Here is a 23,378-nt window from a genome sequence, read left to right on the forward strand (position 1 = left end):
GGAATCGCGCGGGTATTGGCGAAAATTCAGCGCAGATTCACTGCGCCGCCAGCGCCGCCGACACCTGCGGGCTCTGCCAGAAGTTGTCCTTGACGGTGATTTTCTGCGGAATCAGATGCGCGCCGTAGAACGCGTCGGCGACGGTTTGCTGCGAGCGCGCGATGTCGTCGGTCACGGCCATGGTGCCGTACGGATAGCGCCGCACCCAGGTTTCGACCAGCTTCGGGTCGAGGCCGACCTTCGGCGCGATCAGCGCGGACGTTTCCACCGGATGCGCGTTGACCCAGAGGCCTGCGGTGCGCAACTGTCCGAGAATCGCGCCAACCACATCGGGATGCTGCTGTGCGAAGTCGCGCGTCGCTTCGTAGAAGTTGTACGGGCTGTTCAGGTCCGCGTAATCGGTCAGCGTGCGGGCCTTGAGCGCCTGTTGCGCGGACGCGTAGTACGGGTCCCAGATAACCCACGCGTCGACGGTGCCGCTTTCGAAGGCGGCGCGCGCGTCGGCGGGGGCGAGATAGACCGGGTGAATGTCTTCGTATTGCAGGCCGGCTTTTTTCAACGCTTCGAGCAGCAGGTAGTTCGAACTCGAACCCTTTTGCAGCGCGACGCGTTTGCCCTTCAGATCGGCCACATTGCGCAGCGTCGAATCGCCTTTGACGAGGATCGCTTCGGAATGGCGTCCAGCCGGTTCCGCGCCGACGTACACGAAGTGGACGCCGCCGGCTTGCGCGAAAACGGGCGGCGGCGCGCCGGTGTAGCCGAAGTCGATACTGTTCGCGTTCAATGCTTCGAGCAGTTGCGGGCCGGCCGGAAATTCGAACCACTTGATGCTGTAGCCGAGCGGCTTGAGTTTTTCGTCGAGCGAGCCTTGCGCTTTGAGGACCGCGAGCAGGCCCGATTTCTGATAACCGATGCGCAGGACTTTGGCTGACTCGCCGCTGTTGCTGCTCTGGGCGGAGGCGCTCAGCGTGACGAAAGCAGCGAGCAATGCGGCAGTTGCGTGTAGCGAAAAGCGAAGGGGGCGGTGCATCCGGCGATCTCCATGGCGGTCGTGTGAGGTGCGCGCCGCGAGTGGCCAGCGTGGTCCGGTCGCCTTGTGTGTCGATGCGGACGCTGCTGGAAACACGTTGCGGCAACGTTTCGGGGATCGTCGCATGGACGTTCCGCCGATCAAACGAAGCAATGGAGATTTGAATATGACGCGCCGGAGAGGGTGGCCGGGCGACGAGATTTTTAACGCCCGCCCGGCGTTTTGCGGCAAAGCCGGCGCAGGAAAAACGCGTGCAGGTTGCACGCGTGACACCCGCACTCCGCGTTACTTCTTCTTGTTCTTCTTCGTGGCACCGCCGCGTTCCGCAGTCGATCCTTCCGCCGGATGAGCGAGATTTTTTTCCATGATCGCCGCGACGCGATCGCCGAGGTAATCGCCGGACGCTTCTTCGAGCGCGCGGTTCATCTCGCTTTCGATCAGCACGTTGGCCAGCGGCCTTAAGCGCCAGATAGCGTCCACGAGAGCGGGCACGTCGGCGGGCGGCGGAAGTGCGTCGGCATCGTAACGGTCCAGTTGACGCACGACCAGATCGACCAGCGCCTTGGCGACCGCATTGAAATGCGGCCTCGCGATGCGCACCGCGTCGAGCAGGTCGGTCAGCGGAATGCCTTCCTTTGCCATGGTCGCGCCGGCTGCCAGCGCGGTGGGATTGCCCGACACGAACGACAAACCGTCGCGCTCAAGCAGGCCGAGATCGACCGCCTTGATGAGCGCGGCCGGCGACGCTTTATCGCCGAACATCTGCAGCAGTTCGACCAGCGAGTATTTTTTCGGCCGCTCGCGCGACCAGCGTCCGCCGATCGCCGTTTCCAGGCCGAGGATCGAGCGCAGATCGTGGCCTTCGTCGACGGCCATGATCAGATCCTGAATGTTCGCGAGCGTGTAACCGCGCGTCAGCAGGTGGTTGATCAGCTTAAGACGCGACACGTGCGTGTCGTCATACACGCCGACGCGGCCGCGTTTTTCAGGCGGCGCGAGCAGCCCCCGGTCCTGATACGCGCGCACGTTGCGCACGGTGGTGTCGGTCACGCGCGCGAGTTCGTCGACGGTGTATTCGTTGCGCGGCGTCGCGCTCGCCGGATCGTTTGCACCAGCGGACGGGAGCGGAACAGGGGAGGGCGAAGGGGGCGGCATGTTGGGCATGCAGGGATTCTAACGCGGCGCTTGCGAGACTAGCCAGGTACTCAGACCCGGTCTTCCGGCAGCGTCGAATCGCCCGCGCCGAGCCTGCGCTGCATCAGCGTCGTATCGAGCCAGCGGCCATGCTTGAAACCCACCGCTTTCAACGTGCCTATCAGTTCAAAGCCCAGTTGCGTGTGTAACGACAGCGAGCCGCCGCTGCCGCCATCGGCGATGACGGCGACCATCTGCCGCCACGGCCCGGTCTCGCACCGGTCGATCAACGCTTGCAGCAGGATGCGCCCGAGGCCGCGTCCGCGCCACGCATCGCCGATATAGATCGAGTCTTCTATGGTGTTGCGATACGCGGCGCGCGGACGGTATGGCGTCGCGTAGCAATACCCGGCCACCTGGCCGTCGATCTCCGCGACCATATACGGCAAGCCGTGACTGCGGACCGACGCGAGGCGCGTGCGGAGGTCGTCGACGGAAGGCGGAGTTTCTTCAAACGAAGCGACGCCGGTCAGCACGTGGTGCGCGTAAATGGCCTGGATCGCGGGGAGATCGGCGTCGGTGGCGTCGCGGATCAGCGGGGCGCTTTCATTCGTCGAAGTCAAGGCGGCGGCCTCAGGGCGGGTCGTGCTCATACGTGTTCCTGTCATGACGGTGAAAACCGGAGGTGACGTTTTACTATGCCTGAGGGGCGCGCAGTGTTGAACCGGATCAAAAATCGACGATCACAAATCGAACTGATCGAATTCGCTTTGCAACTCGCGGTTGCGCGCCACGCGTTCGTCGATAGCCGGCCCCAGCCGTTCGACAATTGCCGAGATGAGCAGATTGAACAGGCAGGTCAGCGGCGCGAGCGAGTCCCAGAATTGACCGACGTCGGTCTTGACCTGCAGCAGATCGCCATCGAACTCGCGAGCCCATGGGCAATAAATATCGGTGACGAGCGCGAACGGCAGCCCGCGTCGCGTGGCCGCTTCGCAATAGCGTCGCGCAACGGTCGAGTAGGCGCGCGTATCGGTGACGATCAGGTACGGCGATTTGAATTCGGAGTTCAGCGAATCGACGTAGGAGCCGGACATGCCGTCCGAATAGAACACGCGCGGCCGGATGTATTCGAGGTAGCTATAAAACGCGTTGCTGATACCGCGCGTGGACTGGATGCCGAGGATATACACGGCGTCGGCATTCGAAATGCGCTCGGCCACCTGGCGGAATACCGGCGATTGCGCGAGTTGATACACGTGCTGGATCGCGCCGATTTCGAGTTCGAGGGAATGGGCGAGAGCGGTGTTGGTTGCATCGGGAGCGGTTTCGGCGCTGGCATGCGCGTCGGGATCGGTCTGGGCCGCCTGATGACCGCCCGCGCGGCGGAACGCGTCGAGCCGGTCGGTGATCAGCCACGGACGCTCCTGCGCGCCGCGCAATTCGCGCTTCAGGTCGTCGAGGTTCTGATAGCCGACGCTGCGCAGAAAGCGGCCTACCGAGATGCCGCTGGTGCCCGCTTGCTGGGCGATCTGATCGGCGGTTTCGAGGCCGAGCCGCTCGAGGTTGGCCAGCATATAACTGGCGACGCGTTTGGAGGTCGGCGTGAGTTCGGCAAAGCGGGCTTCGACGGTTTGGGCAAAAGCGGTCGGCATTGTCAGTCGCGCGCAAGGCAGTGGTTAGTCGATCATCGGGATGATGACATATTCAACTGACGGTTCGTCTCGCGCGATCCTGAAAATGCTGACGGGCGACGTGAAGTTGCCGGGCAATCTGGATGATATTCGCCAAGGCAGTCGACACCTTCGCTTATTCAATAGCGCCGCGTTTTCACTGATGCCGCTCACACCGTCCGACTGACCGGCGCCGCTCGTGAAAAGCGCCGCGCCCCGGCCACGCACGCAACCACGATCACCGTCACGAGGATCATCGACATCGGCACCTCTTCGTGCAATAGCAGCCCGGCAAGCAACAGGCCGAAGAACGGCTGCAGCAACTGCAACTGTCCGACCGCCGCGATGCCGCCGAGCGCCAGGCCGCGATACCAGAACACGAAGCCGATCAGCATGCTGAAGAGCGACACATAGGCGAGGCCCCAGAGTGCCGCGTGACTGATGCCGTCGAACGAGGCGGGCCGGGTCCACAACGCGAACGGCAACATCACCGGCAGCGACAGCACGAGCGCCCACGAAATCACCTGCCAGCCGCCCAGGTGACGCGACAGCCGCGCGCCTTCCGCATACCCCAGCCCGCATACGACGATCGCAGCCAGCATCAGCGCATCGCCCACCGGCGACGCGTCGATCCCGTGACGCAACGCGAACGCGACAACGGCCGCGCTGCCCAGCGCCGAAAACAGCCAGAACGCCGGCTGTGGACGCTCGCCGCCACGCAGCACGCCGAAGATCGCCGTGGCTAGCGGCAACAGGCCGACGAACACGACCGCATGCGCGGAACTTACGTGACGCAACGCGAGCGCCGTCAGCAGCGGGAAGCCGACCACCACGCCGAGCGCGACGACGATCAGCGGAATGAGGTCGCGGCGCGCGGGACGCGCCTGCCGGAACACCAGCAACAGCAGCAAACCGAGTGTGCCCGCAATCGTCGCGCGCGCGACGGTCAGGAACACGGGGTCGAGGCCTTGCACGGCCAGGCGGGTGGCCGGCAGCGAGCCGCTAAAAATCAGTACGCCCGCGAATCCGCTGAGCCAGCCGTTTGTCGTTTTGTCCATCTGAAGAGTGTATGCCGTGAAATGAAACTTCGAGACCACACAGCATGCGCTCGCGCGCCGAAAACGATAAGCTACGGATCAGTACAATTCGCACGAACTGTACCGAACATGGAGCAGTACAGATGGCGGACAATGAGAACAGTCGGACCGCGTCCGGCACGCGCGTCGGCGCGGTCATGGACAGTTTGCGCGAGCGCATTGCCAGCCGCTCGCTGATGCCGGGTGCGCGCGTGCCGTCCATTCGCGCGATGACCGAGACGCTCGGCATCTCCAAGTCGACGGTGGTCGAAGCGTACGACCGGCTGGTCGCGGAAGGTGTGATCGTCGCGCGGCGCGGGTCGGGTTTTTTCGTGTCGGGCCACGCACCGCCTTTTGCGCTCGCGGATGTCGGTCCACGTCTCGATCGCGAGGTCGATCCGTTATGGCTGACGCGGCAGTCGCTGGAGGCGGGCGAGAAGGTGCTGAAGCCCGGTTGCGGCTGGATGCCGCCGTCGTGGCTGCCCGAAGACGGCGTGCGGCGCGCGTTGCGCGCGGTGGCTCGCGATCCGCAGTCGCCGCTCGCCGAATACGGCACGCCGTGCGGCTTGCCCGCGCTGCGTCAGCAACTGGCGTGGCGGCTTGCCCAGCATGGCGTCGATGCACCGCCGGAGCAGATCATCCTGACCGATGGCGGTACGCACGCGCTCGATCTCGTTTGCCGTTTTCTGCTCGAACCGGGCGACACGGTGTTGATCGACGACCCGTGCTACTTCAACTTTCAGGCGCTGCTGCGTGCGCATCGGGTGCAGATCGTGAGCGTGCCTTTTACGCCGAACGGACCCGATATCGCAGCGTTCGAACGCGCGCTGGTCGCGCATCGTCCGCGGCTTTATGTGACCAATTCCGCGATCCACAATCCGACCGGCGCGACGCTGGCGCCCGCGGTCGCGCATCGGTTGCTGAAGCTTGCGGGCGAACACGATCTGCTGATCGTCGAAGACGAAATCTTCGCCGACCTCGAAGACGAAGCCGCCCCGCGTCTCGCCGCGTTCGACGGACTCGCGCGCGTCGTGTCGATCGGCAGCTTTTCGAAGACGCTGTCCGCGGCGGTGCGCTGCGGCTACATTGCCGCGCGCGCCGAGTGGATCGAGCCGCTGATCGACCTCAAGCTCGCGACGACTTTCGGCAACGGGCAGCTCGCCGCGAGCGTCGTGCATCGAATGCTGGTGGACGGGACTTACCGACGGCATCTGGAGGCGACCCGCGCGAAGTTAGCCGACGCGATGGGCGAAACGATCCGGCGACTCGGCTATGCAGGGCTCGACATCTGGACGCGGCCGCGTGCCGGCGTTTTCGTGTGGGCACGTCTGCCCGATTCGCTCGATGCCGCCGATGTCGCGCGTCACGCGCTGGCCGGCAATGTGGTGTTCGCGCCGGGCAACGTGTTCAGCGCGTCGCAATCGGCGGCTGGTTTTTTACGCTTCAACGTGTCGCAATGCAATCGCCCGAAAGTCTACGAGGAACTGCAACGGGCGATGGAGGTGGCATCGGCATCGAGGAAGGAACGGGAGCGCGTTTGAGCCCGCACGTCCCGTCCGATTTGCCGCGCTGCTTTATTTACACAGCAGAAGCAGGCGCTCCTGATCGGTACAGCTCGAACGCGGTTTCTGCACGGGTTGCGTGGCGGCTGCCGCGCTCATCGCCGCGCTCTTGTTCGCGAGACACGCGCGCAAATGTTTTTCCACCGGGCTGTAGTATTTCCATCCGCGCACGAGCGTCGGCAGTTCGAGCTTTACCTGCTTCCACTTGGGATGACCGTGCTCCTGAAGGTTGTCGAAATTGGCGCATAGCGAATCGGCGAAGTGATTCAGATTGCCGACCGTATCGCGCAGACCGTAATCGTAGGTGACGAGAAACGCCTTCACGGTGAGCGTCGGCACGTCTTCCTTGATCCACGTCGGATAGCTGGCCGCGCGGATCGTCGCGGGGAAGTAGGTCTGCTTGGCGCGCACGGTTTCCGGGGCTGCGGGATCGACCCGCAGCAGGCGGATCTGCTGCAGCAGATCGGCGTTCATGTCGTTGAACAGCTTGGCCGGCTGGCCGACCACGATGATCGCGACGTCGATTTTCTTCACGATCAGCGCGGCCAGCGCGTCTTCATTGCTCAGGTGAACGATGTTCTGCTCGGGAATCGCCTGACCGAACATCAGGTGATAGAGCGTCGTCGCCGATTGCGCGGTGCCGCTGCCGATCAGCCCGACGCTGATGGTTTTGTCCTTGATGTCGGCGAAGGTTTTCATCGGCGAATCCGCGCGCACCACGACGTTGATCTCCTCGTCGTAGAGCGGCATGATGAGCCGCAGCGGCCGGATCGCGGTGCCTGCGTCGGCGTTGCCCGCGTTCGCCATGTCGAGGTAGGCCTGGTACACGTCGGATTGCACCAGAGCCAGTTTCACGCCGGATTCGTAGCGCATGCGCTGCACGTTCTCCGCCGATCCCTTCGACGCCACCACTTCGAGATCGATCCCCACCGGCTGCGCGACCCATTTCGACAGATCCTGTCCGATCTGGATATACGTGCCTCGCTCGGGACCGGTGACGATCTTGTAATGCGCGGGTTCCGCCGCGCCACTCAGCGAAGCTACGACCATTAGCGCCAGCGCCAGCCATCCCGCCAGAAGTCTCTTCAGCATGGTCTCTCTACCTATCGGTCAGGTTTGTACAGCCTCGCGCGTCGGTGCGCGTAAGCACCGGTGAGCCGGTTGCCATGTCATGTTCAACGCGCCGCAATTGCCGCGTCCGTGTGTTGCCACTCAAAGAACACGTAAAAACGTGTGCGATTACCGCTTATTGTGACGAGGTAGTTCGGTATCCGGATAAATGTCTTATTGACCAGGCGAGGTGGTAGTGGAGGGTTTGGCACCGTTGGGGGCCGCATGGCTCCAGCCGGAATCGACGATCGTGCGGGCACGCGCGTCGGCGCTATTGGCGTCGGTTCCTGTGGTAGCGGCCGTGCTCGCGCGCGGCGCGGTTGCCGTGACGTCGCCGTTTGCCGGCACGCCTTTGGGCGGTGGCGTCTGCAATTGGGCCGGCTGCGGTGCGGGCGAACCCGCTATTTGCGCGGCCGGTTTGCTCCCGGCGGCGGCGCCGGTCGAGGCGTCCGTTTTGAGCGGCGCCCAACCGGTCTCGCGAATCACCCGCTGGAGGATGGCCTTCGCGGTTTCGTTGCCGGTGTCGATGGCGAGCGCTTCGTTCGCATGCTGACGCGCGCAGGACCACGACTGCTGCGCGACGCAGGTCTGCGCCGCCTGCAACGCGGTGTCACGGCGCGCGGCGAGCGGGCGAACTTCGGACGCCATGGTCTGTGCGTCGGGATTGCCCGGTTGGAGCGCCTGAGCGCTGGCTAGAGCAGCTTGTGTCGCAGACAGATCGTTTGCATTGAAAGCGAGGTGGGCGGCCTGCAAAGCTTGCGAGGCGTCGCGGAACTGCGGTGCAGCGGGTTTGACCGGCGCGACGACGACCGGTGGCGTAACAGCGGGCGCAGGGACGACTGCGGGCGCTGCCGGAACCGCTTTCGCGGCGCTGACGGTGGCAGTGGTATTCGCCGGACCGCCTGGAGCAGCGGGTTTGGTTGCGTCTGCGGAATGCGCTGTTTGCGTCTGCGTCGGCGTAAATGGCGCGATGGTGCCGGTAGACGTTCTGGCATCCTGATTACTCACCGGCGTGGTTTGATCGTTGCTGTCGTCCGAGTAGCTACTGTCGCTAAATAGTGCATAGGCGACATACGCCAGGCCGATTACGACAAGCACAACAATGGCGAGCAGAACCCGGCGAATCGTTACACGGCTGCCGCCGGTACTATAAGGCGGCTCCTCGAACGGAGGAATGGGCATGTCCGGTGACATCAATGGCGCGCGAAGCGCGACTTCCGCACGACTCGATTGCGCCTGATGCGCAGCGAGCGCCGTCGGATCGGCTTCATCCGGTAGCGCCGGATCGCTGTCGAGTCGCCCCGCGCTGGCCCGGCTGCCGGGCATCACGGTGCGCGAGTGCGGACCTGTTTCAAGCGGATGTACCGCGCCGCAATACGGGCAATAGTCGACTTGCCGGTACAGGGCGCCGCCACACCGTTTGCAGGGCGTCGGAAAGCTATGGCCGAGTGCTGTCTGGGTGGACATACCGTGGACCCACCTGTGGAAAACGATGCCATTACGGCATGCTCCGGATCGTGTTGAAGCAGGAGCGTTTGTCCGCGGAAATCACGATCCACATGCGCCGGAGAGTCAGGGAGACGCAAGCCTGTGCTTGCGTTGTCGCTGCATCCAATATGTGGCGTTTCAATCAGAACGTCAATTGACATTCGCACTGATGTTGTGTGCGCCAGCGCACATTTCCAGGTACGACGAAATAGTGACTTTTGTCGAAAAGCTGCTTCAGCAGAGGGTTATTTTTATATTGCCCCGTGCAGGTGCAGCATGTCCATGAGTGGATTGACCTCGCGTATTGCGATGTATTTGTGAAAATAGAACGAGGTCGAAACGCGCGCGTTCGACCTCGCAAACAGGCTGCATCTTCAATTGCGTCATTAAGCGCTTGCATCACGCGTCGACATCGAGCGCGTGAAAGGACGGCGCAACGATCAATGCTTGCGCAGCGGATGATCCTTCAGCAACCACGCAAGCGCGAACGCGAGCACCACCACCCAAGCCGCTGACAGATACACCGTATGCAACGCGCCGGCAAATGCATGCAGATAATCGCTGCGCAACGCATCCGGCAATTGATGAATCGCGGCCGGCCCCAACGCATGCGGTAATTCGGTATCGGCGGGGATCAGATTTTCGAGGCGCGCAGCGAGCCCGTTGGAAAAAACCGCACCGAACGCGGCCACGCCGATCGAGCCGCCGATCGAGCGGAACAGCGTCGCGCCCGATGTCGCCACGCCCATGTGTTTGAACTCGACCGTGTTCTGCACCGCGAGAATCAGCACCTGCATCACCATGCCGAGACCGCAGCCGAGCAGACCCATATAGACGTACATCACATGAATCGGCGTATCGATCTGCAGGCGCGACAGCAGCATCATCGCGACCGCGACGAGCAGCGTGCCCATGATCGGGAACATCCGGTACTTGCCGATCTTGCTGATGATGCGGCCGGTCACCATCGACATCACGAAGAGGCCGCCCATCATGGGCAACATCTGCATGCCCGCTTCGGTCGGCGTCGATCCTTTCACGACCTGCAGATAGAGCGGAATAAACGTGACCGAGCCAAACAGCGACACGCCGATGATGAAGCCGATCAGACTGCTCAGCAAAAACGTGCGCTGTTTAAAGAGTTCGAGCGGCATGATCGGTTCGACCGCAGTGCGCTCTTCATGGATGAAACCCCAGATCGCCACCAGCCCCATTCCCAGCGTGAACCACAATTGCGGCGACGACCACGGCAGGATCGTGCCGCCCTGACTCGTGAACAGGATGATGCAGGTCAGCGCACCGGCGAGAAACGCGGCGCCCATGTAGTCGATCGTGTGCTTTACATGACGAACGTGCGGCTTGAACACTGCGCCGATCACGACGAGCGAAATGATGCCCAGCGGCAGGTTGATGTAGAAAATCCAGCGCCACGTGAGGTGTTCGACGAGAAAGCCGCCGAGGAGAGGGCCGATCACGGTCGCCAGCCCGAATATGCCGCCGAACACGCCCTGATAGCGGCCACGATCAGCGGGAGGGATCACGTCGGCGATGGCGGCCATGGTCACCACCAGCAAACCGCCGCCGCCGAGTCCTTGCAACGCGCGCAAGACGATCAGTTGCGTCATGTTCTGCGCGACTCCGCACAACGCGGAGCCGACCAGAAATACGACGATCGCCGTCTGCAGGACGATCTTGCGGCCGAACAGATCGCCGAACTTGCCGTATAGCGGCACGACGATGGTCGAACTCAGCAGATAGGCGGTCACTACCCACGACAGGTTGTTCAACCCGCCCAACTCGCCGACGATGGTCGGCAGCGCGGTCGACACGATCGTCTGGTCGAGCGCGGCCAGCAGCATGACCAGCAGCAGCGCCGGGAACAGCAGGCGGATCGGCGGATGCTCGGCGGCTGGCGCACCGGTCCGGTTATCCGGCTGCGGAGGCTCGGCAGGGTGAGTCATAGTCGGTTGTTCCATGTCGCGGGGGATGTTGAAATTAATTAACGTGGAGATTAATATATGCGACATCGCTTCACTCGTCAAATTGAATGCAATGACAATGATTTCACCGGATGACCCGGAAGTGGCAAATGTCGTGGCCGACGCCCCGGTAGCGAAAGCGCGAGGGGCGGTCAAACGTCCGCGTAAGGCGTCACACGACGATTCAGCCGCCGACTCCGAGGCCGCCGCGCCCGCGAGGCGGCCGGGCAGGCCGACGGGGGCCGCTCGCGGTCCGGCGCAGCGCGCCCGTCTTCTCGACGCGGCGCTTGCGCTGTTCGCCCGCAAAGGCATCGTCGACACCACGCTCGGCGAGATTGCCCGCGAGGCTGGTTTCACCCCGGCGATGATGCATTACTACTTCAAGACGCGCGATCAACTACTCGACGTGCTGATCGACGAGCGTTTCGCTCCGCTGCGCACGAGCCTCGGCATGCCGTTCGCGGAAAATCCCGATGATCCGGTGGCCGCAATCACGCAACTGGCCGAGCAACTGGTGCGGGCGGCGAGCGAGCATCCGTGGTTTCCGTCGCTGTGGGTGCGCGAAGTCATCAGTGACGGCGGGCTGTTGCGTCAGCGGATGCACGAGCGTTTCGGCAATGCGCATCAGAAGGCGTCGCTGCAGGCCATCGCGCGCTGGCAGAAAGAGGGGCGGCTGAACGCGGCGCTGGAGCCCGCGTTGGTGTTCGTCACGCTGCTCGGGCTGACGATTTTGCCGCTGGCTACGTCGAAGTTGTGGGGTAACGATCCGTTGCGGCGCGACATCGGCGGCGAGGAAATCGCGCGGCATGCAGTGGCGTTGCTCGTGCAAGGGATCGGGCCGAAGAAGGCCGACTGATCCGCGACGATGCGCACGTTGTCATTGAACGTCGCGCATTCGTCTCACTTCTGCTGTTTCTTCCATTCCTCAAAAGCCGCCCTGGTCTTTTCGTTCGGCGGATAAGTCCCTGGCAGCGCGGCGCCGTCGCGAATCAGTCCGGTCAGAAACGCCTCCATCTGTTCCTGCTCAGCGGCTGCTTGCGCGACCTCGGCGGCCATCTTGAGCGGGATCACGACGACGCCGTCCGCGTCGCCAACGATGATGTCGCCGGGAAACACCGCCACGCCGCCACAGCCGATCGGCACGTTGATATCCACGGCATGGTGGCGGATCAGGTTGGGCGGCGCGCTGGCCCCGGCGCAGAACACCGGCATGCCGAGCGCGGCGATTGTCGTGCTGTCGCGGACCGGTCCGTCGGACACCATGCCCGCCACGCCGCGCACCTGCAAACGCAGAGAAAGTATCGAGCCGAACGATGCGCTGCCGCGTTCGCCCCGGCAATCCTGCACGAGCACATGACCGGCTGGAATGGTCTCGACGCATTTGCGCTGCGCGTAGTCGGGGTCTGCGAACAGTTCCAGCACGTCGATGTCTTCGCGCGACGGGATGTTGCGCAGCGTGAAGGCGGGGCCGACGAGGTTCGGTCCACTGTGCGGCGCGAGCGGGGCGACCCCTTGCATGAACGTATTGCGTAGGCCGCGCTTGAAAAGCTGGGTGGTCAGCGTGGCGGTGCTTACGTGGCGGAGTGCTTCGAGCGTCGCAGAATCGAGATCGGACATGGTGACGTGGCCTCGGTTTAATGGTCGAAAACGGATGCTGACATGGCGCGGCGATGTAGCTAAACCTGGCGCTTCGCGCTCACGATCATAGCGCCGCGCTGCAGAATGCGGCTCCGTTACCGTGTTCCCGTTGGGCAATCGCGCGCCCCGTTTGCCGTTAATCCCGAGTCGCGGCACGCCACGTGCTACTGATGCAACAGGTCTGAATGCCGCGCGCAGAAAACAACCCCGCCGGCATCGCAAAAGAACACGAATGTCAGAAAAGACGCCAGGCGGGCAGTGCCGTGCGATTGGGGTTTGCACGAGCCGCACGGCGGATCGGGTGTCGGCATCGGTCTGCCAACGTTGGGCACCGAAGGCCGGTTTTTCATCGGCGTGCAATTTGGGCGCGTTAGTGTGCGCCCGCGTCGCGGCTGGGCCATGTTTTACAATCTTGGCCTTGGTCTGCAACTCGGCGCATGAAATCGAGTCGGAACCATGAACAGCAATACCGTAGCCGCTGAAATCGGCGGCAAGCAGCAGAACGAAACGTTGGCCGCGTCTGACGGCCTAACCGGATTTTTAGAGCAACAACAGAAAATGAACGGAGCATTGAGACTCGATCAGGCCACGATCGTGCTCGTAGAAGACGACCAGGATAGCCGCGAATCGCTGACCTTGTTACTCGAAGCGGAAGGCGCACATGTCTGCGCCGTGGCGGATGCGGAAGAGGGTGTCGAAGCAGCGCTCCGGTTGTTACCCGACGCGGTCGTGTGCGATCTCGATCTGCCGGCCATGGATGGGTTTTATCTGATCCAGCGTCTGCGCGACCATGAAATTCGTGGCGATCATTCGCCGTCGGTCGCGGTGGCGCTCACTGGCCATACCGATGACGCTTATCGATTACGCAGTATCGGCGAAGGCTTCCAGCATTTCATGACCAAGCCTGCGTTGCCGGAAGACCTGGTGACGCTGCTGCATGATGCGATCGACGCCCGCGGAGCAGGTTGATTCTGGCGCGCGGTGTTAAAGGAGGCGCGCGAAGGATGCGCGCGGTAAATGCGGTTGTTGCGGCTATTTCGTGACAGCAGCAGTCGCCGCGGCATCACCGGCCGCCGCTTCCGCCGCCTGGCAAGCCGCGCACAATCCCTTTAATTCGATTTCGTCGCTGGCGAGACGGTAGCCCGCGTCTTCGATTTGCGCGACGAGCGCCTGCCGCAGTTTCGGCTGATGCAATTCGGTGACGCTGCCGCATTGCTGACAGACCACGAGAATGCCATGCTGACATTGCGTCAGGTCGTGGCAAACGGTGAAGGCATTGATCGATTCGATCCGGTGCACGAGTCCCGCCGACAGCAGGAAATCCAGCGCCCGATACACCGTGGGCGGCGCCGAGCCGGGGTGAATCTGGCGCATCTCGTCGAGCAGCGAATACGCTTTGGTCGCGCGGCCCGAATTCAGCAGCAATTCCAGCACTTTGCGACGGATCGGCGTGAGTTTCTCGCCGCGTTCGCGGCAATATTCATCCGCGAGTATGAGTGCGGCTTCTTGCGAATCGCCGTGCGTATGCGCCATTTCCGGATGCTCATGAGTGTGAGCGGAACTGGCGGGGGCGGCTTTGTGGGCGGTCGCGGCGGGCTTGGCGGTCTTCATGTGTCGATTATAAAGGCCCGCGCGCGTTGCCGTGCCTGTGGGAAATAACGTGCTTGCCGGCTGTAGCGAAGATCGCAGTGAGGCGGAGCAGGCCGGCGGCGCAAGACGGGCGTGTTGTGCAAACAGGGCGGACGCGGACGCTCCGCCCAACTGCTTCAGGTCAGCGCAAAATCCACGTATTTCTTGAACCCCGAGCGCGTCGCAATCCGCGAATACCAGCGCTCCAGATTCGGCAGCGGCGGACGTTCCACGCCATCCAGGCCGAACCAGCGTTTTGCGTAGGCGCCGATCACGATATCGGCCAGTGTAAAGTTCTCGCCCTCGAGGAAAAAGCGCCCTTGCAGATGCGTGTCCAGCATCCGCCACAGCACGCTGACCGCACTGAAATCGGCGGCGAGCTTTGTCGCATCGCGCTGCTCGGCCGGTGTGCGGACCAGCGCCCAGAACACCGGACGCTCAGCGGGTTGCAGCGTGGACAGCGTCCAGTCCAGCCAGCGGTCGATACCGGCCCGCAGCTTCGGTTCGGGCGGATAGAGCAGGCTCGATTCGCCGTATTGCAGCACCAGATAGCGCAGGATCGAGTTGGATTCCCACAGCACGAAATCGTCGTCGACCAGCGTGGGAATCTTGCCGGTCGGGTTCATCGAGAGATAGCCGGGTTCGTTGTTGCGGCCGAATTGCAGGCCCGCGTCGATGCGGTCGTACGGCAGCACCAGTTCGTCGCAACACCACAGCACTTTCTGAACATTGACGGAATTGGCGCGCCCCCAGATCGTGATCATCCGGTAAATCCTTTTTATTACAGTTGGCAAGCCGCACCCTGCGCGCGGCGTTCAACCAGTAACGATACACGATGCACGCGGCTTTGCGCGCCGCAGGGCAGCAATCGGCGCGGGGCTCGACGCTGGGATGCAGTGTTTGATTACGCATCTGGCGAACCTCGATTCCGGGCGGTTACGCTGCGTTTAAACGCATTTGCGTTGCGTACAATGAGCGCACCCGACTACGACGAGGCACCGCATGGCCCGCATTGTCCCCGACGACTGGAAGAGCCTCGCCGCCACCGGCGCAGCGTCCCGCGAACGCGAAACCCTCGCGTTGCTGGAGGAGGCGCTTCCCGCCGATTACACGGTCTATCACGGCGTCCACTGGACGCGTCTGAACCAGAATTTTTCGGTGTTCGGCGAGGCCGACTTCGTGATCGTCAGCCCCGCCGGACGCGTGATGATCGTCGAGCAGAAAACGGGTTTTCTGCGGGAAACGCCCAAGGGGCTCGTCAAGGTCTATCTTCAGACCGAGCGCAACGTGGCAATCGCGCTCGCGCACACCGTCGAGGGGCTGCACCGGCGCTTTACCGCGGCGTTCGGCGCGGGCACCTATTTCATCGAGGAACTGCTGTATTGCCCGGACCACGTCGTCAAGGATGCGGCGATCGCGGGTGTGAATCCGGCGCGCATCGTCGATGCCACCCGTAAAGGCCGGCTCGCGCAAATCGTTCGTGAAGCGTTGCCGGAAGACGAGCCGCGCCTTGCATGCGCGTCGAAAATCCACCATTTTCTCGCCGACGAACTCGCGCTCACGCCGGACGCAAGCGCGCTGGTCGGTCAGGCGGGCACGCTGGTCACGCGCCTGGCAGGCGGTCTCGCGACATGGGCGCGGCGGCTCGAATTCTCGCCGTTCCGCTTGCGGGTGATCGGCACGGCCGGCTCCGGCAAAACCCAACTCGCCGTGCAGGTGATGAAGGACGCCGTCGCGCGCGGCCAGCGTCCGTTGTATGTGTGCTTCAACCGGCCGTTGGCGGATCACATTGCGCGCGTCGCGCCGCCCGAGGCCAAGGTCGCAAACTATCACCAGCTATGCGACTGGGTCACGCGCGACGCGGGCCGCGAGCCCGATTTCCAGTCCAGTCACGTGTTCGATCAACTGGAAACGGTCTTCGCGGACACGCCCATCGAGCCACGTTGGCAATTCGACGTGTTGATCGTCGACGAGGGGCAGGATTTTCAGCAGCCGTGGGTCGCCGCGCTCGAACGGCTGTTGCGGCCGGACGCGGCCTGGTGGTGGCTCGAAGACCCGCTGCAGAATCTGTATATGCGCGAACCGGTGACGCTGCCGGGCTGGACCACGCTGAAGGAAACCACCAACTATCGCAGTCCGCGAGACATTCTGGATTATGTGCGCGACGTGGTCGGCGAATCGGTGCCGGTCGCGGCGGCGCTGGCGTCGGGCAGCCCGTTCGACGGCTCCGATATTTCGCTATCGGTCTACGACGAAACAAAAAATCCGGCCGATGCCTGCATCGATGCCACCAAGCGCGCGATCACCCAGGCGCTGTCGCTCGGCTTTCGCAAGCAGGATATCGTGGTGCTGTCGTTTCGCGGCCGCGAAGGCTCGGCGATAACCGCGCTTGATCATCTCGGGCCGCATCGGCTGCGCAGTTTTACCGGCAAGTACGATCTGTTCGGCAACCCCGAATACCGCGAAGGGGACGTGCTGTTCGAGTCGATCTATCGCTTCAAGGGACAGGCGGCGCCGTGCGTGATTTTCACCGAAGTCGATTTCGAATCGTTCGACGAGCGGATCGCCCGCAAGCTGTTCGTCGGCGCGACGCGAGCAACGATGAAGCTGATCGTCGTCGCGTCGCAGCGGGCCGCGCGGCATCTGCATCTGCGCGACGGGAAAGAGCAAAGGGAGACAAAAGAGTTGAGGGAAGGTCAGCCGCTTTAGTCCGCTCGGCCTTCTTCAGCCCCAGGCCCGCGCCCCGACCAGCATCCCCGTCTGGGTGCGCGCATCCCACCAGATCACGCGCAGCAACGGCGCTTGCTGCGCGATCAGCAGCGCCTGCACCGGATCGCTCTCGACAAAATGCGTGACACCGCCGCGCAATGCAGCGCTCGCTTTATGGGCGGCAGCGCCGGCGGCGCTTTCGTCGTGTGCATCGGGCGTGCGCATCACCAGTTGCATATGACCGAAGCCATGCCGCACGAGCCACGCCTGCGTGCGCGCCCGGTCCAGTTCCGGCCGCCCCGTGATGATTGTGCGAACCCGCTTCAGATCGATGTCCGGCAACTCGTCGAACGGCAACAGCGCGTCGCGTTCCGCGAGCGCAGCCGCCAGGTCTTCGTCGTAGCGCGCGAGCGGCACGTCGGGCAGCAGAATGCCGTCGAGGTCGATCGCGTACGTCGCGTAGTCGTGATCGTCGGCCATTGCCTGCGCGGCGCCTGCTTCGACGCGCTCCCAGTCTTCGCGATACCGCTCGGTGTACGCCTGGCGCTCCCACGGAAACAACGCGAAATAGCCGCGCGCGTCGATCGCATAGTCGGGCTGTGTGCGGCTCAGGTCATCGACGGCGCCGGTCAGCGTTCTGACCGTGAGCCCCTGCTGCTGAAGAAACGCGATGCAATCGGTCAGCGTAAAACCACGCCCGGCGATGTCCTCGCACAACAGCACTTTCGACCCCGCGGGCGGCATCGGCAGCGTCGAATCCCATGCGACGGTGCGCGTCTGGCGGTCGTAGCGCAAAAACGCGACCGGCGTGCCGACCGCGTGCGACACCATCAGCGCGAGCGGCGCACCGCCGCGCAGAATGCCGATCGCCATCGTGAAGTGCTCGGCGAGCAACGCGGGCTGCAGCGATTCGATCCAGTGATCGAGTTGTTCGTACGTGAGGGGCAAAACCGGCTTGTTCATAACTGGTAGGGCGTCGCGAGATGCGTGCGGGGCAGATGTCAGTGACGTGGAAACGGCGCGTAGCGGGCCAGCGAGCCGCCGTTTTTGAGACCAGGAATTTTGGCGATATTATGCATGCGGTTCAAAGATCGCGCGTCGGGGTGACGCGCATCACCGGAGAGGCGTCGCGCAAGAGCGGCGTCACGGCCGGACGGAGAACGAAGACGCAGGTAGATCGAATAGCGAAGGGCGCAAGCTACCGGAACGACGACGGCTGACGAAGCCACAGCCCGTTTTGGCACTGGAGCGAGCGCAGCAAAACAGGTAAGGAATAGAAGAGCGATGACCAGGTTGATCGAGTTGATGACGAAGTTGCACGCTGCAAATACCGCCGATGTGATTTATCGCGCGCTGCGCCGGGCGCGTTGGGCCATTGGCCTGATGGCCGCGCTGGCCGGACTGGCCGGACTGGCCACGTCGGGCATCGCGCAGGCCCAGACCGACGCGCCGCTCACGCTCGACGTGCAGGGCAAGATCAGCAAGACCAACGACGCGGCGCACCAGTCCTACCATTTCACGGAAGCGCAACTGCTCGCGCTGCCGCCGCATTCGATCACCACTTCCACCACGTGGACTCCGCGTTCCACCTTCACAGGACCGCTGCTCGCGGATATTCTGAAGGCGGTCGGCGCCTATGGCACCCAGATCGAGTTCCGTACGCTCGACGATTACACCTACACCGTGCCGGTGTCCGACAGCGATCGCTATGGCGTGGTCGTGGCGTACAGCATGAACGGCCAGCGGCTGAAGGTCAGCGACTTCGGGCCGCTATTCCTTATCTACCCGCGCGACGCGTTCCCTGACGAAATCACGGGCGCCTCGGGCGATTCGAAATTCGTATGGCAGATCAAGGCCCTCATCGTCAAATAGTGCGCCGTCCGTGGCGCCGGGTGTTCTATGTGCTGATCTGGCTAACCGCGCTCGCGGCGCCAGCCGGCGCGATTGGCTATCTGTTGTACGCAAACCTGCTGAATCCGCGCGCCACCGAGCAGTTGACCGGCACCTACGACGGCTTTTACTGGGACGCCGCGCAACTGCAAATTGCCTACGGGCGCTTTGAAAACCAGTTGCTGCTGTACCAGTCGGGCACTGACGACGACTTCCAGCGGCTGATGCTGCGCTACCAGCTGCTGCAATCCAAACTCCGTGTGATGGCCGGCTCGACGCAGCGGCTGACCGCGCAGCTTGCGCTGCTGCAACGGCAGATCGACGAAATTCACCGGCTCGATACGCTGCTGCACACGCTTCAACCCGAAGTCGACGCGTTGCCGAAAGATCGCAGCCGCGCGAGCCGGATCGTCGCGCAATTGCGCGCGCACTGGACCGAGATCAACGATCTCGCGCTGAGCCGCCGTTTCGCCGACGTCGCCGACCGCGAAGCGATGAACCGCGATTTCATCGACAAGCGCCGCTTGCTGTTTGTGGGCGGGATGGTGCTGCTGTTGCTGTCGGCAGCGGCGACCACGCTGCTGGTGCTCAACGGCCGGCGCCGCACGCGTCTGATGATCCAGCAGCACGCGGCGCTCGAAGCCGAACACCAGGCGAGCCGCGCGGCGCGCGAGGCGAGTCTCGCAAAAGACGCGTTTCTCGGCATGATCAGTCACGAACTACGCACGCCGCTGCATGCAATCGTGTCGTCGATTGAATTGCTGGGTTTCAACTATCACTCCGAGGCCGACCGCAAGGTGATCCTGCGCCTCGAAACGGCAGCGCGGCATCTCGAAGCGCAAATGAAGGACCTCACCGATTACGCGCGCCTGGGCGCGGGCAAGCTCGAACTGCGTCACGAGCATTTCGAGCCGCGCGAACTGCTGGCGTCGATTGTCGATGAACACACGATGTCGGCGGCGGCGCGCGGTCTGCAACTCGACAGCGAGGCGACCGGCGTGCGCGGGCTGGTCGACTCCGATCCGCATCGGATCCGTCAGATCGTCAACAACCTCGTCACCAACGCAATCCGCTATACCGAGACCGGCGCGGTGCGCGTGCAGTTGCGGCAGCAGCCGGCCGTGCTGATTTTTATCGTCAGCGATACCGGGCCGGGCGTGGCGCAGGCGCAGATTCCGCTGATTTTCCAGGAGTTCACGCAACTCGACTCGTCGCGCACACGGCGTTTCGAAGGCGCGGGAATGGGGCTGACGATCGTGCAGGGGCTGGTGAAGCTGTTCGGCGGCACGGTCGATGTCGCGAGCACGGTCGGCGTAGGCACCACGTTTACGGTGACGATTCCGGTCACGTCGGTCGCGGCTGCCGAGCCGGCCGATGTCGCCGCGCAGGCCGACCCCGGCGGCGCGCGACCGTGCGTGCTGATCGTCGACGACAACCGTCTGATCCGCGAATCGCTCAGCGAAATGATCGCGCATATGGATTTCGACGCGCACGCCGTCGCCACCGCCGACGATGCGCTCGCATGGCTCGACCTGCGCCGTTGCGACGTGGTGCTGCTCGACCTGCACATGCCGGATCGCGACGGTTATACCTTTCTCGCGGAGTTCGAAAAGCGTGGCGGGCCGTCGGCTGGCGTGCCGGTGATCGTGGTCAGCGCGTATGCGCCAGAGGTGAGGACGAGGACGGCGGCGGAAGAAGAAGCAGATGGCGAACAGCCGTTCTTCGACGCGTTATTAAAGCCGGTACATTACGAGGATCTGCGCAGCGCATTGCAGCGTGCGGTGGCGTCGCGCCATGTGGTGTGAAGCGTGGCCGGCAGGGCGGGAATGGAGGCGGGCATCAACCTGAGCACACACCTTCAGCCGCTGAAACTCACGGCGGGTTAGCGGCGGCGTTTCAATGTCTGTCTTTAAGACCGGGCTTCAAGGCCTGGCGTCAAGGCCGGTTCAACCGTTTGGACAGATCGGCGACCAGAATCGCCATGCGCGCGGGCTTTTCATAGCACGCGACGTCGAAATTGCGGATGACCTGACTGATTTCCGATTCGCTGGCCTTGCCGGTCAGCAATTCGCCGGTCAGCACGAAGATCGGCGCGTCCGGGTTTTCCGACGCTCGCACCGCGCGAATCGCGGCCGCCGAGGTTTGCGCGCCGAACAGCCAGTCGATCACGATGCCGTCGAATACCTGCGTTTGCAGTTGCTCGGCAAACGACGCCAGCCCGTAAATCGCCACCGCCGCGAAGCCGCTGCGCTCCAGATAGTCGCGCAGGTTGTCGGCGCTGGCCTGATCGTCGTCGACCACGGCAATAGTCGGCTTGTCGGTTTCAGCGCGGCGCGGATAAATCTCGATCTTGTGGACTTCGTATGCGCTCTGGTAAAGCGTGCCGTCGTGACGCGCGACGCGCCATTGGCCGAGCCGCGAATACGCGACGAATTCCGGGCGGCTGCCCGCTTCGAGCGCCGCACCGACCCAGGCGGTGCACGCCAGTTCGATTGCGCCGATGCAGAACACGGCTTCCTGCGCGATCGCGCCGACCATGCCCGGATCGAGCGATTGTGCGCCGAACAGCTGAGCCGCCGGTTCGCCGAACACCTCGGCGACCTTTTTGATCTGCGACAGGGTCCACGGGCTGTTGCCGCGCAGCTTGCGGTGTCCCTGTGAAAAACTCAGATCGAGGATCCGGCACAGCTCAGTGGTTTGCTGACGTTTGCCGATTCCATGCCGGCTCATCAATTCGCGTACGCGCTCGGCGACCGCGATGGCGTCAGGTGAGAGTGTTTCGTTGGTCATACTGCGTGAAAATCCGCCGTCTTAAAGGGTACTGGGGGAAGCGATAGTGCAGGCGCGGCCTCTCCACGCACAAGCAATGCGCATGGATGAGCTACGCAGGGGGACAGCAAATGTACCGTAAAAAGTATCGCGGTTTATGTTTTTGCCGAATTGCCATTGAGCCCGACCCGGCAAAACGCGTGACAGACAATTCCGGCATTTTTATGTATTTGGCATCGTGCGTATTTTACCGATTAACGGTGTCCCATCTGTGAAGAATATGCCGTACGAGCGCGATATGCCGACTGTTTGAGCACTATTTGACTCCTGAACGCATTGGATCGATTCATTCGGGCGGCATTTTTTCGAGCTTGGCGGCCGAGTTTTTCAGTCCTTTGAAAATCCGCTCGGCGACCCGCGCTGGAAACCGTTCAGGCAATTCCGCCGATACCCGCTCGATTACCTTGGGCGTTTCGTCGATCAGCCGCTGGATCAACGGTTCCGCGCTCGCGCCGTACGAGCATTTCAGCGCCATCGTGTTGAAATGGCGCCGTTGCACGTCGCGAAACGCGTCGTGTTTGCTGCGCGACCACATGCCCATCGCGAGCCGGGCCTTGAACCACGACCACTGGTTGGGGCCGCTGCCTTCCACCGGCCAGATCGACATCACGTCGTAAAGCGGCGTCAGCCGGTATTGGCCGCCCGCCAGCAGGCGGATGCTGAAGTTTTTGGCGTGGCCGTCGGGTGCGGCCAGCATCCAGAACAGAATCTGGCTGGCGAGCAGCGTTTCGATGTCCTGCCGCGACGTCACCGATTGCTGAAGAATCCGCGCGAGGTCGAGCACGCCGGGGCCACCTTCGTTTTCATACTTGCGATGCGAGGGCACGCCGTACACCTGGCAGAAGTCCTCCTGCGGCAGACGCAGCAGCCATTGGCCGCTCGAATGCATCTGCCGGTCGAAGCGTTCGACGCTCAACACGCGCTGCTTGCCGAACGTCATGATTTCCGTATTCGCGACCGGCAACCCGTATGCACGCAGAATCCGCAGACACAGCCACTCGTTTTCCACCGACGTGCTGAGGTCGGCGAGCTTGTTGCCGACCAGCCCCAGCGGCAGCTTGAAAATATGCGTGGTCGGCGTCGCGCCGTGCGGGCGCTGCCATTTGCCGTCGTGCCACAGCAGCGCGGTTTTCTCCTGCGCGCCGGCCAGCGAGATGCGGAAATCGTCGTCCGGCTCGTCGTGGGCGCCGATTGGCGGCGTGCTGACCGTGCGCGCCAGCATCGCTTCGATCTCGCTGTCGGATAGCGGCGTACCTTCGATCCGGTCGACCCCTACCGGCGCATCGTCTTCGGGCAGGAGCTGGACCGCGCCCACACAGTCGCGGCCGATGGCCTGCAGCAGGTCGAACGCATCGAGCGTGTCGGTCTGATAGCGCTGGGCGATACGTTTGCGGATCGCCTCGCTGTCGGGCAGCAGATTGTCGAAGTAATTCAGCACGCGCGGGCCTTTTTGCGCCATGTTGCCAGGTGTGAATGGCAGCGACAGCGACAGCGGGCGACCCGCCGCCGATTCGACCCACGCGGGGTCGTACGCGAACTCCATCGGCCCGCGCGCGGGCAGGCGCCAGACGCCGACACGCTCGCCATTGGCCCACACCGACAACGCCTGCGAATGAGTAGGGCGACCCATG

The 23,378-nt window shown here is 63.2% G+C and carries 20 protein-coding genes; 6 read left to right on the forward strand and 14 right to left on the reverse strand.

All coding sequences use genetic code 11. The annotated features are described in order from the left end of the window. Nucleotides 1-37: 37 nt before the first annotated feature. From BLS41_RS20520 to BLS41_RS20540, 5 genes are all read right to left on the reverse strand, one after another. Entirely contained in the window at nucleotides 38-1,030 is a 993-nt protein-coding gene (locus tag BLS41_RS20520; RefSeq protein ID WP_074768134.1) for a sulfonate ABC transporter substrate-binding protein, read from the reverse strand. Nucleotides 1,031-1,315: 285 nt separating this feature from the next. After that, the gene (locus tag BLS41_RS20525; protein ID WP_074768136.1) at nucleotides 1,316-2,194 is read right to left on the reverse strand and encodes a MerR family transcriptional regulator; all 879 of its coding nucleotides are present in this window, start codon (nucleotides 2,192-2,194) and stop codon (nucleotides 1,316-1,318) included. A 41-nt stretch (nucleotides 2,195-2,235) separates the two neighbouring features. Continuing rightward, nucleotides 2,236-2,817: a GNAT family N-acetyltransferase gene (locus BLS41_RS20530; RefSeq protein ID WP_074768138.1), complete on the reverse strand. Its 582-nt coding sequence runs from the start codon at nucleotides 2,815-2,817 to the stop codon at nucleotides 2,236-2,238. Between the two features lie 90 nt (nucleotides 2,818-2,907). Then, nucleotides 2,908-3,819: a sap1 transcriptional regulator SapR gene (gene sapR, locus BLS41_RS20535; protein WP_074768140.1), complete on the reverse strand. Its 912-nt coding sequence runs from the start codon at nucleotides 3,817-3,819 to the stop codon at nucleotides 2,908-2,910. A 188-nt stretch (nucleotides 3,820-4,007) separates the two neighbouring features. After that, entirely contained in the window at nucleotides 4,008-4,895 is an 888-nt protein-coding gene (locus tag BLS41_RS20540; protein ID WP_074768142.1) for a DMT family transporter, read from the reverse strand. A gap of 122 nt (nucleotides 4,896-5,017) precedes the next feature. Between BLS41_RS20540 and BLS41_RS20545 the strand changes: the two genes are divergently transcribed. Continuing rightward, entirely contained in the window at nucleotides 5,018-6,454 is a 1,437-nt protein-coding gene (locus BLS41_RS20545) for an aminotransferase-like domain-containing protein (RefSeq protein ID WP_074768144.1), read from the forward strand. 33 nt (nucleotides 6,455-6,487) lie between these two features. Here BLS41_RS20545 and BLS41_RS20550 read toward each other — a convergent pair whose 3' ends face one another. The 3 genes from BLS41_RS20550 to BLS41_RS20560 form a co-directional block, all read right to left on the reverse strand. Next, nucleotides 6,488-7,567: a TAXI family TRAP transporter solute-binding subunit gene (locus BLS41_RS20550; RefSeq protein ID WP_074768146.1), complete on the reverse strand. Its 1,080-nt coding sequence runs from the start codon at nucleotides 7,565-7,567 to the stop codon at nucleotides 6,488-6,490. 192 nt (nucleotides 7,568-7,759) lie between these two features. After that, nucleotides 7,760-9,052, reverse strand: coding sequence for a hypothetical protein (locus BLS41_RS20555; RefSeq protein WP_074768148.1), 1,293 nt, complete (start codon nucleotides 9,050-9,052; stop codon nucleotides 7,760-7,762). A 461-nt stretch (nucleotides 9,053-9,513) separates the two neighbouring features. After that, the gene (locus BLS41_RS20560; protein ID WP_074768150.1) at nucleotides 9,514-11,049 is read right to left on the reverse strand and encodes an MDR family MFS transporter; all 1,536 of its coding nucleotides are present in this window, start codon (nucleotides 11,047-11,049) and stop codon (nucleotides 9,514-9,516) included. A gap of 76 nt (nucleotides 11,050-11,125) precedes the next feature. Between BLS41_RS20560 and BLS41_RS20565 the strand changes: the two genes are divergently transcribed. Further along, complete coding sequence (locus BLS41_RS20565) at nucleotides 11,126-11,908, forward strand: TetR/AcrR family transcriptional regulator (RefSeq protein WP_074771077.1); 783 nt, start codon at nucleotides 11,126-11,128, stop codon at nucleotides 11,906-11,908. Between the two features lie 44 nt (nucleotides 11,909-11,952). Here BLS41_RS20565 and BLS41_RS20570 read toward each other — a convergent pair whose 3' ends face one another. After that, the gene (locus tag BLS41_RS20570; protein ID WP_074768152.1) at nucleotides 11,953-12,669 is read right to left on the reverse strand and encodes a ribonuclease activity regulator RraA; all 717 of its coding nucleotides are present in this window, start codon (nucleotides 12,667-12,669) and stop codon (nucleotides 11,953-11,955) included. Nucleotides 12,670-13,146: 477 nt separating this feature from the next. On the opposite strand from BLS41_RS20570, the gene BLS41_RS20575 reads away from it, so the two are divergent. Beyond that, the gene (locus BLS41_RS20575) at nucleotides 13,147-13,659 is read left to right on the forward strand and encodes a response regulator (protein ID WP_074768154.1); all 513 of its coding nucleotides are present in this window, start codon (nucleotides 13,147-13,149) and stop codon (nucleotides 13,657-13,659) included. A gap of 63 nt (nucleotides 13,660-13,722) precedes the next feature. Here BLS41_RS20575 and BLS41_RS20580 read toward each other — a convergent pair whose 3' ends face one another. Continuing rightward, entirely contained in the window at nucleotides 13,723-14,301 is a 579-nt protein-coding gene (locus tag BLS41_RS20580; RefSeq protein ID WP_074768156.1) for a Fur family transcriptional regulator, read from the reverse strand. 155 nt (nucleotides 14,302-14,456) lie between these two features. Next, on the reverse strand, nucleotides 14,457-15,083 hold the full coding sequence (locus BLS41_RS20585) for a glutathione S-transferase family protein (protein WP_074768158.1): 627 nt from the start codon (nucleotides 15,081-15,083) through the stop codon (nucleotides 14,457-14,459). Between the two features lie 238 nt (nucleotides 15,084-15,321). Here BLS41_RS20585 and BLS41_RS20590 point away from each other — a divergent pair, with 238 nt between their 5' ends. Beyond that, a complete protein-coding gene (locus BLS41_RS20590) occupies nucleotides 15,322-17,028 on the forward strand; it encodes an ATP-binding domain-containing protein (protein ID WP_074768160.1) in 1,707 nt (568 codons plus the stop codon). A 15-nt stretch (nucleotides 17,029-17,043) separates the two neighbouring features. Here BLS41_RS20590 and BLS41_RS20595 read toward each other — a convergent pair whose 3' ends face one another. Continuing rightward, a complete protein-coding gene (locus BLS41_RS20595; protein WP_074768162.1) occupies nucleotides 17,044-17,991 on the reverse strand; it encodes a phosphoribosyltransferase in 948 nt (315 codons plus the stop codon). A gap of 342 nt (nucleotides 17,992-18,333) precedes the next feature. Here BLS41_RS20595 and BLS41_RS20605 point away from each other — a divergent pair, with 342 nt between their 5' ends. Both BLS41_RS20605 and BLS41_RS20610 read left to right on the forward strand, forming a co-directional pair. Continuing rightward, nucleotides 18,334-18,900: a putative pterin-binding protein gene (locus tag BLS41_RS20605; RefSeq protein ID WP_074771078.1), complete on the forward strand. Its 567-nt coding sequence runs from the start codon at nucleotides 18,334-18,336 to the stop codon at nucleotides 18,898-18,900. After that, nucleotides 18,870-20,723: an ATP-binding response regulator gene (locus BLS41_RS20610; protein ID WP_074768166.1), complete on the forward strand. Its 1,854-nt coding sequence runs from the start codon at nucleotides 18,870-18,872 to the stop codon at nucleotides 20,721-20,723. Before BLS41_RS20605 ends, BLS41_RS20610 begins: the two co-directional genes overlap by 31 nt. A gap of 130 nt (nucleotides 20,724-20,853) precedes the next feature. On the opposite strand, the gene BLS41_RS20615 is transcribed toward BLS41_RS20610, so the two are convergent. Both BLS41_RS20615 and BLS41_RS20620 read right to left on the reverse strand, forming a co-directional pair. Then, a complete protein-coding gene (locus BLS41_RS20615; RefSeq protein ID WP_074768168.1) occupies nucleotides 20,854-21,708 on the reverse strand; it encodes a helix-turn-helix domain-containing protein in 855 nt (284 codons plus the stop codon). Nucleotides 21,709-22,033: 325 nt separating this feature from the next. Continuing rightward, the gene (locus BLS41_RS20620) at nucleotides 22,034-23,377 is read right to left on the reverse strand and encodes a type II toxin-antitoxin system HipA family toxin (protein ID WP_074768170.1); all 1,344 of its coding nucleotides are present in this window, start codon (nucleotides 23,375-23,377) and stop codon (nucleotides 22,034-22,036) included. Nucleotide 23,378 lies beyond the last annotated feature (1 nt).

It is taken from the genome of Paraburkholderia fungorum, assembly GCF_900099835.1.
GTDB classification, from domain to species: domain Bacteria; phylum Pseudomonadota; class Gammaproteobacteria; order Burkholderiales; family Burkholderiaceae; genus Paraburkholderia; species Paraburkholderia fungorum_A.

Excerpts from the sequence above, each read along its gene's own strand:
- BLS41_RS20520 (WP_074768134.1), bottom strand. The coding sequence starts at position 1,030 with ATGCACCGCCCCCTTCGCTTTTCGCTACACGCAACTGCCGCATTGCTC.
- BLS41_RS20525 (WP_074768136.1), bottom strand. The coding sequence starts at position 2,194 with ATGCCCAACATGCCGCCCCCTTCGCCCTCCCCTGTTCCGCTCCCGTCC.
- BLS41_RS20530 (WP_074768138.1), bottom strand. The coding sequence starts at position 2,817 with ATGAGCACGACCCGCCCTGAGGCCGCCGCCTTGACTTCGACGAATGAA.
- sapR (WP_074768140.1), bottom strand. The coding sequence starts at position 3,819 with ATGCCGACCGCTTTTGCCCAAACCGTCGAAGCCCGCTTTGCCGAACTC.
- BLS41_RS20540 (WP_074768142.1), bottom strand. The coding sequence starts at position 4,895 with ATGGACAAAACGACAAACGGCTGGCTCAGCGGATTCGCGGGCGTACTG.
- BLS41_RS20545 (WP_074768144.1), top strand. The coding sequence starts at position 5,018 with ATGGCGGACAATGAGAACAGTCGGACCGCGTCCGGCACGCGCGTCGGC.
- BLS41_RS20550 (WP_074768146.1), bottom strand. The coding sequence starts at position 7,567 with ATGCTGAAGAGACTTCTGGCGGGATGGCTGGCGCTGGCGCTAATGGTC.
- BLS41_RS20555 (WP_074768148.1), bottom strand. The coding sequence starts at position 9,052 with ATGTCCACCCAGACAGCACTCGGCCATAGCTTTCCGACGCCCTGCAAA.
- BLS41_RS20560 (WP_074768150.1), bottom strand. The coding sequence starts at position 11,049 with ATGGAACAACCGACTATGACTCACCCTGCCGAGCCTCCGCAGCCGGAT.
- BLS41_RS20565 (WP_074771077.1), top strand. The coding sequence starts at position 11,126 with ATGACAATGATTTCACCGGATGACCCGGAAGTGGCAAATGTCGTGGCC.
- BLS41_RS20570 (WP_074768152.1), bottom strand. The coding sequence starts at position 12,669 with ATGTCCGATCTCGATTCTGCGACGCTCGAAGCACTCCGCCACGTAAGC.
- BLS41_RS20575 (WP_074768154.1), top strand. The coding sequence starts at position 13,147 with ATGAACAGCAATACCGTAGCCGCTGAAATCGGCGGCAAGCAGCAGAAC.
- BLS41_RS20580 (WP_074768156.1), bottom strand. The coding sequence starts at position 14,301 with ATGAAGACCGCCAAGCCCGCCGCGACCGCCCACAAAGCCGCCCCCGCC.
- BLS41_RS20585 (WP_074768158.1), bottom strand. The coding sequence starts at position 15,083 with ATGATCACGATCTGGGGGCGCGCCAATTCCGTCAATGTTCAGAAAGTG.
- BLS41_RS20590 (WP_074768160.1), top strand. The coding sequence starts at position 15,322 with ATGGCCCGCATTGTCCCCGACGACTGGAAGAGCCTCGCCGCCACCGGC.
- BLS41_RS20595 (WP_074768162.1), bottom strand. The coding sequence starts at position 17,991 with ATGAACAAGCCGGTTTTGCCCCTCACGTACGAACAACTCGATCACTGG.
- BLS41_RS20605 (WP_074771078.1), top strand. The coding sequence starts at position 18,334 with ATGACGAAGTTGCACGCTGCAAATACCGCCGATGTGATTTATCGCGCG.
- BLS41_RS20610 (WP_074768166.1), top strand. The coding sequence starts at position 18,870 with ATGGCAGATCAAGGCCCTCATCGTCAAATAGTGCGCCGTCCGTGGCGC.
- BLS41_RS20615 (WP_074768168.1), bottom strand. The coding sequence starts at position 21,708 with ATGACCAACGAAACACTCTCACCTGACGCCATCGCGGTCGCCGAGCGC.
- BLS41_RS20620 (WP_074768170.1), bottom strand. The coding sequence starts at position 23,377 with ATGGGTCGCCCTACTCATTCGCAGGCGTTGTCGGTGTGGGCCAATGGC.